The following is a 16,627-nucleotide window of genomic DNA, read 5'->3' as shown; positions in this document are numbered from 1 at the left end:
CTAATCCAGCCCTCTTCGTCGAGGTGCCCATGTCTGCGACGCCTGCGGTGGACCGCGCGGCGCGGCGGCGGGCCCGAGCCGCCGCCGACACATCCAGCCCGCGGTACAAGTGGGTCGTGCTGTCCAACACCACGCTGGGTGTGCTGATGGCCACGATCAACGGTTCGATCATGCTGATCGCGCTGCCCGACATCTTCCGCGGCATCCGGATCGACCCGCTGCAGCCGGGGAACACGAGCCTGCTGCTGTGGTTGATCATGGGGTACTTGGTGGTCACTGCGGCGCTCGTGGTCAGCTTCGGCCGGATGGGCGACATATACGGCCGGGTCCGCATGTACAACGCGGGGTTCGCGGTCTTCAGCGTGTTCTCGGTGCTGTTGTCATTGGCGTGGATGCACGGCACGGCAGCCGCGCTGTGGCTGATCCTGATGCGGGTGGCCCAGGGCGTCGGCGGCGCGATGCTGATGGCCAACTCCAATGCGATCATCACCGATGCGTTCCCGGCGGACCAGCGCGGCCTTGCGTTGGGTCTGAACCAGGTCGCGGGCATCGCGGGCTCGTTCATAGGGCTGGTGCTCGGGGGGCTGCTCGCTCCGGTCGAGTGGCGCCTGGTGTTCCTGGTGTCGGTGCCGTTCGGGGTGTTCGGCACGTTCTGGGCGTACCGGAAGCTGCACGACACCGGCATCCGGCGGCCCGCCCGGCTGGACTGGTGGGGCAATCTCACCTTCGCCGTCGGGCTGATCTCGGTACTCGTGGGCATCACCTACGGCATCCAGCCCTACCGGGGGGACACCATGGGCTGGACCAACCCCGGGGTGCTGGCCGCCCTGGTCGGCGGCGTGGCGGTGCTGCTGATCTTCGGCGTCGTGGAGACCAGGGTCGCCGAGCCGATGTTCCGGATGAGCCTGTTCCGCATCCGTGCGTTCGCTGCCGGGAACCTCGCGAGCCTGCTCTCGGGAATGGGCCGCGGCGGGCTGATGTTCATCCTGATCATCTGGTTGCAGGGCATCTGGCTGCCCCGGCACGGCTACAGCTTCGCCGAGACCCCCTTGTGGGCAGGCATCTACATGCTGCCGCTCACGGTCGGATTCCTCGTCGCCGGACCGGTCTCGGGCTGGCTGTCCGACCGCTTCGGGGCGCGGCCGTTCGCCACCGGCGGCATGATCGTCGCCGCGGGCAGCTTTGTGCTTCTGGCGCTCCTGCCGGTCGATTTCCACTACGGGACCTTCGCCACGATCCTGCTGCTCAACGGGATCGGGATGGGGCTGTTCGCCTCCCCCAACCGGGCGGGAATCATGAACAGTCTGCCCGCCGACCAGCGTGGCGTCGGCGGCGGTATGAGCACGACCTTCCAGAACTCGGCGATGGTGCTGTCGATCGGGGTCTTCTTCAGCCTGATGATTCTCGGCCTGGCCACCACGCTCCCGCACGCCCTGTCCGACGGCCTGGTCTCCCAGGGCGTCCCCGCCGCCGACGCGGACCGGGTGGCGGCGCTGCCGCCGGTCTCGGTGCTGTTCGCCTCGCTGCTGGGCTACAACCCGGTCCAGACGCTGCTCGGCCCCGACGTGCTGGCCCATCTGCCGGCCGGCCACACCGCGTACCTGACCGGCCGGGGCTTCTTCCCCGCGCTGATCTCCGGGCCGTTCGCGCACGGCCTCACCACCGCGTTCGCGTTCGCCATCGTTGCCTGCCTCATCGCTGCCGTGGCCTCCTGGCTGCGCGGCGGCAAGTACGTGCACACCGACCGGCCGACAGCCGTCGGCCGAGCGGAATCCGCCCCCGCACCACCGGTCCCGGGAACGACGCCCGGCGCCGCGGCACCGGAGCGGGCGTCCGTCCGTGTCGGAGCCGACGTCCCCGATCCCGGCATCACGCGGTCCGCCCCGTCGCCGGCCGGCCTCGGCACCGCTCGGGCAGGGCCGCGCGGCACGCGGCCCCACCTCACCGGGGACGCGCTTCGTGATGCGTACACGCTGGTCGTCACCGCGCGTGGCTACCGCCCTGCCGTCTACGCGATGGCGACCGGCGGCAACGGCCGCCCCGCCACCGCGGGCGCCACCGATCGGACGAACGGACAGCTCACCGGCGTCGTCTGCGGGCCGGGCCCGGACAGCCCGCTGCCCGGCGCGGCGCTGCGAGCCGTCGATCCGCGGGGTGTGATCGTGGCGTACGCCACCACCGGTCACGACGGCCGGTTCCAACTGCCCGGCCTGCCCCACGGCCTCTCCGCGGCAACCAGGGCCGAAGCCCCGCAGGCTCCGCCGGGCACCCCCGGCGGGCCAGGCGGCGCCTTGCACCTCAGGCTGGACGGCGCATGGTCGTGAACGAGCCGCAGCGAGCTGTGCCCGGAGCGTCGGCCCCGCCCTCGGGCCGCGACGAGACCGCGGCCCGGCTGCGGGCGGCGGTCGTACGGCTGGCCCATGGGCTGCGCGCACCGGCGGAGCGGCACGACCTGACGCCAAGTCGCCTGACCGCGCTGGGCGTTCTGTCCGCGCACAGCCCCCTGCGGGTCGGTGACCTGGCGCGCGGCATGGGCATCAGCATGCCCAGTGCCTCCCGGCTGGTCGACATCCTGGTGGCCGCCGAACTGGTGGGCCGTCGTCCCGATCCGGACGACCAGCGCGCTTCCCTCCTCGTCCTCACCCCGGCCGGCACAGCCGTCCTGGACAGCATCCGCCGCGACAGCCTTCAGGCCCTGGCCTCCCGCATCGCCGCACTTCCCGACGACCAGCTCGCCGTGCTCGCCGCCGCTGTGCCCCTGCTGGACTCACTGGCTCAGCAGTTGGCCCCCAGCTACCTGCCGGCTCATGAACTCGCCCCGCGCCCCGGGAGGCAGTCACGGCACCGGCCGGCGGGTGACACGCCTGGCTGATCCTGCGCCGAAGGTTCCTTGCTCCGGTGTCCGGGGCGCACCACTGCGCGGCTTCGTCCGCACCCGCCCGCCCCTCGGCAGTTCCACTGAACAGCCAGCCGCACCGGCGCAGACCGTATGGAGGGGCGGCCCCGGAACCACCCCTGCATGCGGTCTGCACCTGGGGTTGGTCGCTGTAGGTGCGGGCCTGGGCCCGCCCCATGGTCGCGTACTCGCCGTCCTGCTCCAGGAGTGATTGGTGCGTGCCCTCTTCGAGAAGGCGCCCGCCGTCGAGGACGATGATCCGGTCTGCGGCGCGGGTGGAGCCGAGGCGGGGGGTGATCAGGACGACCGTGCGGTCCACGCTCAGCGCCCGGATGCGGTCGTGGACCGCTTCCTCGGTACGCGGGTCGAGCGCGGGCCGTCGGCTGCTCCTGGTGCCTCGGTGGGGTGTGAGCGGAAGGCGGTCCGGTATGCCTGCGGGGAGATGCCCGTGTGGCGGGCGAAGTGCTGGCGGAAGGTCGAGGGGGCGCCGAAGCCGGTGGCGGTGGCTATGCGTTCGACGGGGATGGCCGTGGTTTCGAGGAGTTGCTGGGCGCGGTGGACGCGGGCCCGCAGCAGCCACTGGAGGGGGGTGGTGCCGGTCTGGGCGCGGAAGTGGCGGTTGAGGCTGCGGATGCTCATCGCGGAGTGGCGGGCGATGTCGTTCAGGGTCAGCTGTTCGTGCAGATGGGCCTCCAGCCAGTGGAGGATGGGCTGGAGTGCGGCGTCTTGGCCGCCAGGGTCGGGGTGTTCGATGAACTGGCTCTGGCCGCCGTCGCGCTGGAGCGGCATCACCGTACGGCGAGCGGTGGCGGCGGCGAGGGCGGCGCCCAGGTCGCGGCGGACGAGGTGGAGGCAGAGGTCGAGGGCGGCGGCCACTCCGGCTGAGGTGATCAGGGGGCCGTTGTCGATGTAGAGGCTGCTGCCGTCGACATCGACGGCCGGGTGGCGGGCGGCGAGTTCGGCGGCGTGCTGCCAGTGGGTGGTGGCGCGGTAGCCGTCGAGGAGGCCGGTGGCGGCGAGAGTGAACGCGCCGACGCAGACCGACGCGAGCCGGGCGCCGCGCTCGGCTGCCGTGCGCAAGGCCGCGACCACCGGGGCGGGCGGGTCGTCCAGAAATCCCGAGTGACCTGGGACGACGACGGTGTCGGCCTCGGTCAGGGTCTCCAGGTCCCAGGCGGTGGCGAGCTGGAAGCCGCCGAATCCGGCGGCTGTCGTCACCTGCCGGCCGGGGGCACAGACCCGTACCTCGTAGTGGGTACGGCCGACCGCTTCATTGGCTGTACCGAAGATCTGGCCCGGTACGGACAGCTCGAACGGCACGACACCGTCGAGCGCGAGTATCGCCACAACAGTCATGGCCAGAAGCTAGCGGATGCTGGCATTTGGGCCACTGTCGGGGGGCTTCCCGAAGCAGAAGGATCAAGCGCAGGCCAGGGTGACCTGCCGTGACCTGCTGATCTCCGAGGAGTCGAGTCCTGTGACATCCTGTCCCACCCGGCCGTTCGCCGGTTTCGATCTGCCGGACACCGAACTCGCCGTGGCCGCGCTGCGGTACGCCGAGGAGCTGACCGAGCCGTACGTCTTCCGACACAGCGTGCGCGGCTATCTCTTCGGCCGGGCCCTCGCTACGCAGCGCGGTCTGCGCCCGGGTGCTGACTACAACGACGAGCTGGTCTTCGTCGCGGGCGTGCTCCATGACATCGGGCTGTCCGATGCGGGCAACGGTGACCAGCGTTTCGAGGTCGACGGCGCGGATCTGGCCGCCCGCTTCCTGCGTGAGCACGGCATGCCCGAGAGCGATGTCGCGATCGTGTGGGACGCCATCGCCCTGCACACCTCCGACCAGATCGGCGCGCGCAAGGGGCCGGAAGTCTCGCTCTGCCAGACCGGTATCGCCGCCGACATCCTCGGCCAGGGCCGTGAGGAGCTGCCCGAAGGCTTCGCCGACAGCGTTCATGCCGTGTTCCCGCGCGACGATCTCGCGTACGCCCTGAGCGACGCGATCGTGGCGCAGGCCCTGGACAACCCGCTCAAAGCGGGCCCTCTCTCCTTCCCCGGAAGTCTGCTCCGCCGCCATCTGCCGTCGGGGACCCTGCCCGATTGGTACGACCTCATCGCCGGTGCGGGCTGGGGAGACCGGCCCGCACGGAGCGGGGAAGACGTCGCACGGAGCCCGCGGGAGCTGGCCGGGCTGTTCGTCCGCCACCTCGCGGCCGGCGATCTGGACCGGCTCGCGGGACTCTACGAGCCCGGGGCCGTGTTCGTACCGGAGCCCGGCAGGGTGCTCACCGGCGCCGAGGCCGTGCACGAGAGCCTGCGGCGGTACGTCGAGAACGGCGTACGGATCGGCCTCACGCTCCGGCGCGTTCACGAGACCGGGGACCTGGCGCTGCTGTCGTCCGTTGCGGCCGTCGACGCTCCCGGCCGTCCTCGGGTGACGACGGTCACCACCGAGGTCGCCCGGCGACAGCCCGACGGACGCTGGCTGTATGTCGTGGACGACCCGTCCTTCAACGACTGAGGCAGCCCCTCCCCGCCCGGCCGGGCCCTGCCGGGCGGGGAGCGTCAGCGATCAGCCGCCTGTCGTGAGGGCATCGGCCGCCGTGATGTGTCGGCGGGTGATGTGCCGTACGGCGGCGAGTCCGCCGATGCCGGGGATGAGGGCGAGGAGCTTCGCGGGGGTTCCCGCCGCCGTGAGGCGGAGGGTGCCGAGCACGACCAGGAGGTAGGCACAGCCGTGCACCGGTCCGAGGAGCGCGGAGAAAGTCCGGTGGTGCGCGGTGAGGAGGTTGGCCAGGAGGAGGGCGAGGGTGACGATCTCGACGCCGGCCGCGATGCGCAGATGGAGTGGGGGCACGGTCATGCTCCTGTGGTGGATCCGGGCCTGATGATCATCAGGATGGTGACGGTCGCCCAGAGCAGGTTGAAGACGCCGGTGAGCATCGCCAGCCGGGCTCCGGCCCGCCGGTCGGGGGCACGGTCATCGGTTCTACGGCCTTCCGGGGTGCGGCCGTCGGCACCGTCCGCCGCCTCGACGGCGTTCAGGGCGTCTTCCTGCCGAGGGAGCAGAAGCAGGGCCAGGATCACGGCCGCGCAGCCGGTGAGGGCGATCGAGGTGATCAGCCAGGCGCTGCCCAGGACACCGAGGCTGCTGGCGGTGGCGAAGCCGAAGACGGGTACGGCGACGCCGACACCGGCGTAGACCCGGCAGATGCGGTGCAGGGTGCGCAGCGTCGCCCGGGGCGCGATGTCCCCGGGGGCCGCCTGGGCCCGGCGCAGCACCCCGGGGAACATGCTCGCGGCGATGGCGACCGGCCCGACGGCCGAGATCGCGGCCAGTACGTGCAGCGAGAGGAAGAATTTTGTCATGGTATGAGCGGTTCTCTCCATCGAGGGGGGTGCGGCGGCCGATCCTCGGCACCCCGGGCCCCGGGGACCCCGCCCGTTGCCGGACGGGCGGGGCGGGAAGGGCCTCGCCCCGGCACGGTGACGGGCGTACCGGACGTCCGGGTCCCGGACGGAGACCCGCGCCGGATGCCGTCGGATGATGGAGGGAACCCAACCGTCGGCGCGCCGGACCGGACCGTGGCGGTCGTGCCCGAGGAGCTTCTCGGCGGCTCGCGCCACCCGGGGCCGTAGAAACGCTCCAGGAGATGAACCCCCGGATCCAGGATCAGATCGGCCCGCTCGGGGGAGAGTTGGGCCGTGGCCCGCACGGACAGCGGCGGGGTACCACTGGGGACCTCCCGAGGGCCCTCGGCGGTGACGAGTTCGACCGTCAGGTCGCTGTCGGTGAGCAGTCCCCCGGCGAACAGCACCTCGTAGGGGCCCAAGGCGCCCAGCGGGTCGAATCCATCGAAACGAACAAGCTGAGCCAGCATGTTTGCACCACTTCCTTGGGGTTTATGGCTGATACGGCGCTATCGACCTCAAGCTATGGCGCTCCACCCCGGCCGGGCAGTGGCAAAAGGGACCTTCCTCAATGAGATCTGGCCACCGGAAACCCGGCCGACGCGAGGCACCGGCGCCCCAGGAAGACCAGCCCCGGCAACACCACCCGGCTGATCCAACGAGCAGCCGTGCGGCAGGACCTCTCCAGACACACGGCTTTCTCACTCATGCCGGGTGTCCTCTACCTCACCTGGATCGCCACCGCGCAGACCCGCCGCCGAGACAGCGACCACCGCGATGGACAACTCCATCGCCGAACTGCCCGACCGCTCCCATCCCGCACGGCAGGTGATCGAGGAGCACAAGGCCTGCCAGACCCGCAGGCTGGTCGGCATGTGCGCCGAGGCCCAGCTGCCCGAGCCCGAGCAGACCGCCGCCGAGATCACCTTCGTACTCGAAGGCGCACAGGTCAGCACGCAGAACGGAAGCATCGATCAGGCGGGGGCCGCCTGATGAGAATCGTCGAGGGGATCGTGGATCGGCACCGCTCCCCGCTCGGCGCACACCGGGCGACCGGCTGACCGCCCCGCCCCCGCGTTCCCGCCTCGGGTGACCTTCGCCGGGGCCGGCGGCACCTGCCGTTCCCTGCGGCACCGGGGCACCACCCCGCCTCCGCGAACCGGTCGCGGGACAGCTGCACCCCGCGCGCTCCGCCGAGTGCCACTCGGCGAGCTGGGCCCGGTCCACCTCTGCGTGCACTCGCGGAACCCGAACACGCCCCGCCACAGCGGCCATGCGGCCGCGCGGGACGCCGCCGTACGTCCGCGGTCGGCGTTGTCAGTGGTCGCAAGTATGTTCAGTCGTGTCCCGCCGCTGTGGCGCGGAAGCCCCCTTGGTGCATTGGAGATGGTGCGTTGTCTGACTGGGAGAGGTCGAGCACAGTGCAGGTGATTGCACCCGCACGGCCGCGCAAGCTCGCCAAGGTGCCGTTCGTCGAGCTTGCCGACGGACGCCTGCAGGGAGTGGTGTCCAGCGGCTCGGACATCGAGCGGGTCTATGTCTCGTCGATCGCCACGGGTACCTACGCGTTTGCCTGCAGCACCAACAACAACCGGCCCTGCGGCGGCGCTCGGGGCTCGTTCTGCAATCACATCCGTGCTCTGATCAACGAAGCGGTGCTGCAGTACGGCGCCGAGCGCGTCGCCCGCTACCTGAGAGTCGAGCGCGTGGACGGGGAGAGCGCGCAGTCCCTCGCCGCCGACATGAGCAGCGCACGGCCGCAACAGGGGGACGCCCAGGCCGCCGCGCCTGTCTTCAGCCGGTTCCTGCGCCACCTGGCCTACCTGGAACTCGCCCCGACCACGGCGCCGTTGCCGGAGATGCAGTGGTTCCCGTCGACCAGGGCGGTGGCGTGATGCGCGCCGATCTGCTGGCCGAGACCGTCGACGGGCTCGATGAGGCCCTGGCGGCCGTCGACGCCTTCGACCGGGCTCTCGTCACCGGTCTGCTACGCCCCCAGCCCGCCCAGACCGCCGGCCTGACAGCGCTCGCGCACGCAGTCGCGGGTACACCGCTGGCCACCAGGGTCGCCGAGGCGGCCGAGAAGGCGGCGGCCGGAGCCGCGAGCGAGGACCACTTGGTCGCCCTCGCCGCCGCCCGCACCGCACTGCTCGGCTCCGTCCACGACGCACTGACGACCCGCATCGAGGCGGCGATCGGGCGGTCCCGCAGCGAGGAGACCGTCCCGGCGCCCGGCGGGCCGCAAGCGGGGAACCTGCTCGTCGCCGCCCGCTCCTGGCTGTCCGATCTGGCGCGCTCCGGGTGGCAGGGCATCGATCACGACGTGGTCTCGGGGGCGGCGCACGTCGTCTCCGCGATGCTTCCGGATCCGGCCCTGCGCCGTCTCGCGACGCTCCTCGACGGCTTCGCCGCCGAACTCGCCGCGTCCTGCCCGGGTACAGCCCTGGAGCGTGTCCCGGCACGCCGCTGGGCCGATCTGTGGTCACGCGCGATGCTGCTGACGTTGCCCGGTGCGGCCGATGTGCCCATGACCGGTACCGCCACCGGCCGGCTCCTGCCTCTCGGTGTCGACGTGCAGGAACACGCGACCGCCGTACAGGCCCAGATGCACGCGGTGTTCGAGCCCGCGGACGGCACCGCGCCCCGCCTGGTGCGTGCCAGTGTGTCGGGGCCGAAGCCCGACACGGTCGTCGGAGTCGGCCTCTGGCAGCTGCTCCGCCCGCACATGTCGCTCCTGGCAGCCGCCGGCGAAGGCCGGTCGATGGACCTCGCGGGCATGCCCGTCACTGCCGAGGGCGACCTGGTCTGGAGCAATGAGCACGCACGCCCGAGCGAGCCCGCCGACGCCTTCGCCACCGCCCGCGTCGCCCTGCCCACCGCCACCGACGCGTCGACCGCGCCCTTGGACCGGCACCCTGCACGCATCGCCGCACCTGTGTTCCTGGAGGGCTACACCGCCCATGAGGACGACGGCGCACTCACGTTCACCGTCGCCGGACACCCCTTGGTCGTCGACACCGACCGCATTCCGACCGCCGGTCCGCTCACTCCCGAGGCCGTCGCCGCGTCGAGCGCGTGCATCGGGCTGCTCCGCTGGGACGCCGGGACGTACCGCGTCCAGCCTCTGGCCGTCGAGACGACCGTACGGAAGAAGGCTGTCGCGATCCACGCCGGGGGATGGACCGGGGGCACGACCGACAAGGCCGGAGTCAAGGCCGAGAAGACCGCCACCGACGCCGTGGCCGTGCTGCGGGAGCGCGCCGGAAGGTTGCTGCGGAAATGACGGAGCACACGACGGGACAGCCGGCCGAGTACGCGGGCCGGTCGGACTCCGGGGTGGACCCCCACGACAACCGCCGTCAGGTCCTGTACTGGCGGCTCCTCGCCCGGCTCTTCGACCACGAGGAGCAGGCCGCACTGGAATCGGCGAGCCTCGCCGTCGTCGAGGACATCGGTCTGCCGTCCGCGCTGCTGGACCCGCAGGCATCCGTCGACTCGGTCGTGCAACGCCACCCGGACCTGGCCGCCGAGTTCGACGGTCTGATGGCACCCGATCCCGACCCCGCCGACGGGGCACGTGACCGGGCAGCCGAGGTGCGGCGCGCGGCGCTGGTGTCGAAGGTGCTGCTCAACGTCTTCGCCACCGGCTCCGGCGCGGTCGACGCCGGACAGCTGGCGCGCTGGCAGTCCGACGCGGGCTGGCTGGAGCGCGCGCTCGGCTGCGCACCGGGAGAACTGCGCGGCACGACGCCCGCCCTCGGTCGGCTGATTCCGCCGATCGGCCCGGAACTCGGCGCCATCGAGGCAGACCTCGTCCAACGGATGCACTTGCGCGAAGTGCTCGCCGACCCCGCGCTCGCCGCGCAGCTGATCCCGAGCATGTCGCTGATCGAGCAGCTGCTGCGGGACAAGAACAACCTCTCCGGCGTGGCCCTGGCCAACGCCAAGGCCCTGATCCGCCGTTTCGTCGACGAGGTCGCCGAAGTGCTGCGCACCCAGGTGGCGAAAGCCTCGGTGGGCGCCCTGGACCGCTCCGTCCCGCCCAAGCGGGTGTTCCGCAACCTCGACCTCGACCGCACGATCTGGAAGAACCTCACCAACTGGAGCCCGGAGGAGGAACGGCTGTATGTCGACCGCCTCTACTACCGGCACACCGCCCGCAGGACGACGCCCCAGCGGTTGATCGTCGTCGTGGACCAGTCGGGCTCGATGGTCGACTCGATGGTGAACTGCACCATCCTGGCGTCGATCTTCGCGGGGCTGCCGAAGGTGGATGTGCACCTCATCGCGTACGACACGCGTGCCATCGACCTGACCCCCTGGGTGAACGACCCGTTCGAGGCCCTGCTGCGCACCAACCTCGGTGGCGGCAACGACGGTCCCGTCGCGATGGCCATGGCCCGCCCGAAGATCACCGACCCCAAAGACACCGTGATGGTGTGGATCTCCGACTTCTACGAATTCGACCGTTCCCAGCCGCTGTTCGAGGGCATCGAGGCCGTCCGGCGGTCCGGGGTGAAGTTCATCCCCGTCGGTTCGGTCACCAGCTCCGGGCGCCAGGAGGTCAACCCCTGGTTCCGTGAACGCTTCAAGGCCCTCGGCACGCCGGTGATCTCCGGCCACATCCGCAAACTCGTCCACGAACTCAAGACGTTCCTCACCTGAGACCTACCTGGAAAGGCCCTGTTGTGTCCGATCTGCTGCGAGCCCCTGCCGAGATCAAGTACGCGGAGGAACTGGACTGGCTGGAGTCCATCGACCACAGCCCCAAGCCCTTTTCCTGGCGCCTGTCCCCGAAGATGGTGCGCCTGTTCATCCTGGGCTCCGAGCGCTCCGACGGCCTGGACCGCGAGATTTCCCAGAAGTGGTTCGGCGACCGCAGTTTCGTCGAGCGCTCCATCGTCACCCTGGCCTCCGACCGCGGCCTGCTGCTCATAGGCGACCCCGGCACCGGCAAGAGCTGGCTGGCCGAGCTGCTGTCCGCAGCGATCTCCCGCAACTCCACACTGGTCGTCCAGGGCACGGCCGGCACCACCGAGGACCACATCAAGTACTCCTGGAACGTGTCCATGGTCATCGCCAAGGGCCAGTCGCGGGAGTCGATGATCCCCTCACCGATCATGACCGCGATGGAGACCGGCGCGATCGGCCGTTTCGAGGAACTCACCCGCTCCACCAGCGATGTCCAGGACGCGCTGATCTCGATCCTGTCCGAGAAGTACATCTCGGTTCCCGAACTGGACAGCGACAGCATCGTCTTCGCCAAGCCCGGCTTCTCGATCATCGCCACCGCCAACAGCCGCGACCGAGGAGTGAACGACCTGTCCTCGGCACTCAAGCGCCGCTTCAATTTCGTACGCATCCCGGTGATGACGAACAAGAAGAGTGAGACGGAGATCGTCCGCTTCCGTACGGAGGAACTGCTGCGCCGCCACCAGCTGGAGCTGGACGTGCCGCCGACGCTGCTCGACGTGCTGCTGCAGAGCTTCGCCGACCTGCGTGCCTCGGCGGCGGCGGCCGGCAGCGACGACGAGAAGCTGGAGTCCGCACTGTCCACCGCCGAGCAGATCGGCGTACTCGAGGACGCGATCCTGCACAGCAACTTCTTCGGCGATCGCGCCCTGACCGCCCGCACGCTGGCCTCCTCCCTCGTCGGGTCCCTGGCCCGGCGCGACCCCGAGGACCTGGCCATCCTCAACAAGTACCTGCACGGCGTCGTCGAACCACGCAGCAAGGAAGAGGGCGGATCCTGGCCGGAGTTCCTGGAGGGCGGCCGCGACGCGATCGCCACCCTGTCATGAGTGACACGCACGAGGAGACGTTCGATCCGCTGCGCGGGCAGTTGCAGGAGGCCGCCGCGGCGTTCGCCGACGGGCCCGACGCCCTGGAGGGCATCCTTCTCGGCATCGTCGACGACGTCGACCGCGCGGTGCGCGAGCCACTGGAGATCTTCCCCGTCTGCCACCACTCCCCCGCCTCGGCCATTGCGATGGCACGCCGCCTGCGCCAGAAGCAGCCGAAGGTCGTGTACCTGGAGCTGTGCGAGGACATGGCACCGCTGCTGACCGAACTGCGCAACTGCAAGCTCCCGGTGGCCCTCCAGGCGTTCGCGACCGACGTCGACGGCTTCCCGGCCGAGTGGTCCCCGCTCTCGGTCGTGGCACCGATCACCGAGGCCTCCGCCGAGTACCAGGCGATCGCCTACGCACTGGACACCCCGGGCGTCGAACTGGTCCTCGTCGACCGCTCCTCGGACCACGTCTTCCAGTGGGACGCACGCGGAACGCAGTCCGCCGACCCCGCCGATCCGGACACGCCGCCCGCCGAGGAGGAGGACGCGTTGCACGGCGACGCGGTCGGCGTGGAGATCGGCGACGTGCGCCCCCGCTTCGCGGAACTGGAGGAACACCTGCTGCGCCACGGCCGGGTGCGGCACTGGTCGGAGTGGTGGCACCAGTACGTCGAACTCCCGCTCGGCGACAGCGACCACGACACCTACCGCCAGGTCATGTTCCTGATAGGCAGCCTCTTCCGGCGCCTGGCACCCGGAGCCCCCCACCGGGTGCGCGTGGACGAGGACCGCGAACGCCACATGTGGACCAGGATGCGCCGGCACCTGGCCGCGACCGGCACCGATCCCGCGGACTGCCTCTACGTGTGCGGTGCCTTCCACGCGGCCAGCCGCGTTGCGGAGTTCGGTGTCCACGGCACCGACACCTTCGAGATCGGCCCACGCAGTGCCACCAAGTGGCTGCACGGCCTCATTCCGTCCAGCCACGCGGCGATCGAAGCGCAATTCGACCTGGCCGCCGGCTCGGTGTCGATCGCCGCGACGGTCTGGGCGAAGAACGTCAGGCGCACCCGCGTGGAGCCGTACCGTCTGGCGGGACAGGCGGGCGCGAAGAAGTCGAGGGCCAAGAAGACCGCGGCGGCCCTGCCCGCGCCGGCGGTCCCGCCCTCGGACAAGCTGACCGGCTTCCTGCGGCAACCACCCGTCCTGGACCGGCTGGACGAGGCCGAGTTGCTCGGCTGGTCGGTGGAGATCGTGCGCGCCGCGCGCCGCAGCGGCTACCTCGCCTCCACCGCCGACGCCATCGCGGTGTTCGAGACGTCGATCCTGTTGGCCGGGATGCGCGACCGGGCGAGGCCCACGCCGTACGACTTCCAGGACGCGGCCGTCACCTGCATCGAGAAGGACAGCGTGCCCGGTCGGCGCGACGTACGCCGCCTCGTCGAGACCCTGATGGGCGGCGACCGGGTCGGCCAGGTCGGTTACGACGCGCTGCCGCCCCTGGCCCGCGACGTGCACGACCGGCTCGCACCGCTGAATCTGAAGCTCCAGCAGCGTGGCGTGCAGCGGGCTCTGCTCGACATCGCCTCCCAGCCGGAACTGGAGCGGTGCTCCGATGTGCTGTGGATGCTGCGCCACCTGATGCCGCGGGGCGCCGCACGGCCGATCATGGGCGAGCGGAGACTGGGTGAGCGGCCGATCCAGGAGTCGTGGGACCTGGCGCTGGGCACACACGAGCGCGCGCTCATCGAACTCGGCTACGAGGGTGTCAGCGTCGAGCAGGTCCTGGAGCAGCGTCTGCGCCGCACGGCATACGGCCCGCACGCCACCACGGCGACCGTCCTGGAAGCCGTCGAGGACGCGACGTCGTACCTGCGAAGCCGCCGCCTCGCCGACGAACTGGGCAGCCGCGCCCTGGAGGTGCTGTCGGCCGAACGCAGCGTCGACGGCGCACCGGAGGTGCTGCGCCGGGTGCGGCGGCTGCTGGCGTACTACCGCACCAGCGAGCCGGTGCTGCCGCCGTGGATCGAGTCGTTCGTCAAGACCGGTTACGCCCACTACTGCACCCTGCTGCCGACGGCTTTCACCGACAGCGACGCCACTGTCCGCCAGGTGGCGGCGATGCTGGGTTTCCTCTTCAGTATGGAGAGCCTGGCGCTGTCGCTGGGCTGCGACCGTACCCAACTGGAGCTGGCCCTCGCCCAGTCGCATCCCGAGGACCCGTCGAAGACGGCGCTGCTGTGGGCGGCTCAGGTGCAGCTCGGGGACCTCTCCCGGGCGGACCTGCGGGCGAAGTGCGACGAACTGCTGGGCAACCCCTTGGTGCTGCCCGCCTATCCGCGCTACCTCAGCGGCTTCGTACACGCCCTGGAGCCCGTCCCGGGCCTCACCGACTTCGTCGTGGAGGCGGTGTCGAACGCCTTCGGACGGCTGCCGGACCCGGTTCTCCTGCCGTGGCTGCCGACCCTGATCACCACCCTGCGATCGGGCGGGGCCGAGCTGGCACCGCTGCTGATCCGTGAGTCCGGGCGGATCTTCCCCGGCCGGCTCTCGGCGCTGGACGAGTGGGTGCCGCCGTGGCGGGCGCAGCCGGAACCGGAAACCGCGCATCCGGTGCGGCGCGCGGACGGCAGTCGCGGTTGCACGCTGCTCGCCGCCCACCCCGCGGCGTGCGACGCGTTGGCGGGCCTGCTGGGTTGTGACGACACGTGGGAGGCAGCGGATCCTGTGCCGCCTGGCGCGGCACTGGCGGGCCGGTTCCCGGATACGGCGGTGGCTCTGGAGGTGCTGCTGGCCGGCGCGTGACTTCGGCGGGGTGCAAGCCCGCGCGGCGGATCCGCCGTCACGTCCACCCGGCCGGCCTGAGCTCAGGAATTCGGGCCGCGCCGGGTGGCTCCGGACGCACCCGGCAGCGCCCGGACCAGCTCAGGGGCGCTCCCCGGCTGCGTCGGAAAAGCCCTTCGAGCCGGCACGGCGCGGCCCTTCGCACCCCCGGTGGCGACCACGGGTGGGCCGGTTCCGGAACAAGGGGATACGGCGGGGAACCGTACATGTTCGCCGGTTCACTCCCCGCCCGGCGCACGACGCGTGGGCCGTTGCGCGGAATTCCCCGAAGGCCCTGTCGAGCGAGAAAGTCCACCGCCGACGGGGCCTTCGGCCCCCGCCGACATCGGCGTCCGTCGGCCCCGCCGTTCACGCTGCGCACAATCCGCCCGCAGCGCAAAGCGGCCGACCGCTCCTCGGCCCACCGTTAGCGTCGCACCATGCAACTCATTCGGATCACCGCCGACATCTGGCAGCTGCCCTTCCCGGTCGGGCACGTTCACATCGTGCGTGTGCCGGACGGCTTCGCCCTGATCGACACCGGCATGCCGGGGTCCGCTCCGGCGATTCTGGACGCCCTGGATCAGCTCGGCGGCCGCCCTCAAGACCTGCGGCAGATCGTTCTGACCCACTCGCACGTCGACCATGCGGGCTCGGCTGCGGATCTCGTCGCGGCCACCGGCGCCCAGGTCCTGGCCGGTGCGCTGGACGCTCCGTTCATCCGCGGCACCGCCCCCGAACCCGAGCCCCGGCACACCGCCTCGGAGCGCGCCCTTCATGAGCAGATCGCGGCTGGATTCGGGGACGCCGGCATGCCTCCGGTGAAGCGTGTGCCGGTGGACATGGAGCTGCGCGACGGCGACACCCTCGACGGCTGGGCCGAGCCCGTCCGCGTCCTGCATGTTCCGGGCCACACCCCGGGAAGCATCGCGCTCCATCTCGCCTCCAGCGGCGTGTTGTTCCCGGGTGACCTCGTCGCCACCGCGGAGGGCCGGGCGATCCTCGGTCCGTTCAACGTGGACAGGGAGCAGGCCATCGCCTCCTTCCGGCGGCTGGCCGCACTGGAGGTGGAGACCGTGTGCGTGCCCCACGGCGAGCCGCTGACGGAAAACGCGGGCGCGGTGCTCCGGGCAGCCACTCCGGAGAGCGACTGGCTGTGAGGCGAGGATCAATGTGCTGATGCCGAATCAGCCCCTCCCGGACCGGGCGCCTTTCGCTGCCGAAGCCGGGGCGATGAGTCACCGTCCACGCCGTACGACGCCCTGTTCGGCGGCATTCGTCTCGGCCGTGGCAGCCACGCGCTTCCCGAAATGAGTGAGCGCCGCGGCAAGAGAGGCAGCCCCATGGCGCAGCCGCGCTCGGCGTGCTCGACGGGCTCGACGGGCTCGGCGTGCTCGACGGGCTCAACGGGCTCAACGGGCTCAAGCAGGGGCCGTGCCAGATCCTTCTCCAGTCGGTTGATCCGGATCACCGACGCGGGCTGACCGGTCCGCACCCGCACAGCGCCTCTGGCCCGCCCTGCACCAGCGCAACAGCCGCCACGGTGCTGCCGCCACCGCCTGCCCATCGGCCGATCCCACTCCCCCTGCGCTCGGATCCCCCTGCCCTTGGGAGACATGCCTCGACGGCCTCGGCCACCCGCTCCCGTACGACCGCCTCGACCCCTTCTCGATATTTGTATACCAAGAAGTACGAGGGGAATGGAA

12 protein-coding genes and 1 pseudogene are annotated in these 16,627 nt (G+C 71.0%); 10 read left to right on the top strand and 3 right to left on the bottom strand.

What is annotated here, in order from left to right:
* The first annotated feature begins 146 nt into the window (after positions 1-146).
* Positions 147-2,324, top strand: coding sequence for an MFS transporter (locus tag ACIOMQ_RS31165; RefSeq protein WP_402191362.1), 2,178 nt, complete (start codon positions 147-149; stop codon positions 2,322-2,324).
* Positions 2,315-2,872 carry a MarR family transcriptional regulator gene (locus ACIOMQ_RS31160; RefSeq protein WP_362203191.1) on the top strand — a complete coding sequence of 186 codons (558 nt, stop codon included), beginning with the start codon at positions 2,315-2,317 and terminating at the stop codon, positions 2,870-2,872. The genes ACIOMQ_RS31165 and ACIOMQ_RS31160 overlap by 10 nt, the downstream gene beginning before the upstream one ends.
* 345 nt (positions 2,873-3,217) lie before the next feature.
* Here ACIOMQ_RS31160 and ACIOMQ_RS31155 read toward each other — a convergent pair whose 3' ends face one another.
* A complete protein-coding gene (locus ACIOMQ_RS31155; RefSeq protein WP_362203194.1) occupies positions 3,218-4,252 on the bottom strand; it encodes a helix-turn-helix domain-containing protein in 1,035 nt (344 codons plus the stop codon).
* Between the two features lie 121 nt (positions 4,253-4,373).
* Here ACIOMQ_RS31155 and ACIOMQ_RS31150 point away from each other — a divergent pair, with 121 nt between their 5' ends.
* Entirely contained in the window at positions 4,374-5,417 is a 1,044-nt protein-coding gene (locus ACIOMQ_RS31150) for a nuclear transport factor 2 family protein (protein ID WP_401757072.1), read from the top strand.
* Between the two features lie 51 nt (positions 5,418-5,468).
* Here ACIOMQ_RS31150 and ACIOMQ_RS31145 read toward each other — a convergent pair whose 3' ends face one another.
* The gene (locus tag ACIOMQ_RS31145) at positions 5,469-5,759 is read right to left on the bottom strand and encodes a DUF3817 domain-containing protein (protein ID WP_362203200.1); all 291 of its coding nucleotides are present in this window, start codon (positions 5,757-5,759) and stop codon (positions 5,469-5,471) included.
* Positions 5,756-6,265 carry a hypothetical protein gene (locus tag ACIOMQ_RS31140; protein ID WP_401757071.1) on the bottom strand — a complete coding sequence of 170 codons (510 nt, stop codon included), beginning with the start codon at positions 6,263-6,265 and terminating at the stop codon, positions 5,756-5,758. Before ACIOMQ_RS31140 ends, ACIOMQ_RS31145 begins: the two co-directional genes overlap by 4 nt.
* Before the next feature lie 825 nt (positions 6,266-7,090).
* Between ACIOMQ_RS31140 and ACIOMQ_RS31135 the strand changes: the two are divergent.
* The 7 genes and pseudogenes from ACIOMQ_RS31135 to ACIOMQ_RS31105 all read left to right on the top strand — a co-directional run.
* A pseudogene (locus tag ACIOMQ_RS31135) lies at positions 7,091-7,368 on the top strand (TetR family transcriptional regulator); the annotation flags it as partial.
* Between the two features lie 366 nt (positions 7,369-7,734).
* Complete coding sequence (locus tag ACIOMQ_RS31130) at positions 7,735-8,202, top strand: hypothetical protein (RefSeq protein ID WP_402191277.1); 468 nt, start codon at positions 7,735-7,737, stop codon at positions 8,200-8,202.
* Complete coding sequence (locus ACIOMQ_RS31125; RefSeq protein WP_402191275.1) at positions 8,172-9,590, top strand: hypothetical protein; 1,419 nt, start codon at positions 8,172-8,174, stop codon at positions 9,588-9,590. The genes ACIOMQ_RS31130 and ACIOMQ_RS31125 overlap by 31 nt, the downstream gene beginning before the upstream one ends.
* Positions 9,587-10,972 carry a VWA domain-containing protein gene (locus tag ACIOMQ_RS31120; RefSeq protein ID WP_401267769.1) on the top strand — a complete coding sequence of 462 codons (1,386 nt, stop codon included), beginning with the start codon at positions 9,587-9,589 and terminating at the stop codon, positions 10,970-10,972. Before ACIOMQ_RS31125 ends, ACIOMQ_RS31120 begins: the two co-directional genes overlap by 4 nt.
* Before the next feature lie 23 nt (positions 10,973-10,995).
* Complete coding sequence (locus tag ACIOMQ_RS31115) at positions 10,996-12,108, top strand: AAA family ATPase (protein WP_362203218.1); 1,113 nt, start codon at positions 10,996-10,998, stop codon at positions 12,106-12,108.
* Positions 12,105-14,903 carry a hypothetical protein gene (locus tag ACIOMQ_RS31110; protein WP_401988133.1) on the top strand — a complete coding sequence of 933 codons (2,799 nt, stop codon included), beginning with the start codon at positions 12,105-12,107 and terminating at the stop codon, positions 14,901-14,903. The genes ACIOMQ_RS31115 and ACIOMQ_RS31110 overlap by 4 nt, the downstream gene beginning before the upstream one ends.
* A gap of 458 nt (positions 14,904-15,361) precedes the next feature.
* A complete protein-coding gene (locus tag ACIOMQ_RS31105; RefSeq protein ID WP_401267762.1) occupies positions 15,362-16,081 on the top strand; it encodes an MBL fold metallo-hydrolase in 720 nt (239 codons plus the stop codon).
* Positions 16,082-16,627 lie beyond the last annotated feature (546 nt).

Origin of the sequence: Streptomyces sp. NPDC087845 (assembly GCF_044742755.1) — a bacterium.
Lineage (GTDB): Bacteria > Actinomycetota > Actinomycetes > Streptomycetales > Streptomycetaceae > Streptomyces.
Note: the sequence above shows the minus strand (reverse complement) of the source record. Positions and strands in the feature narration are given on the sequence as shown.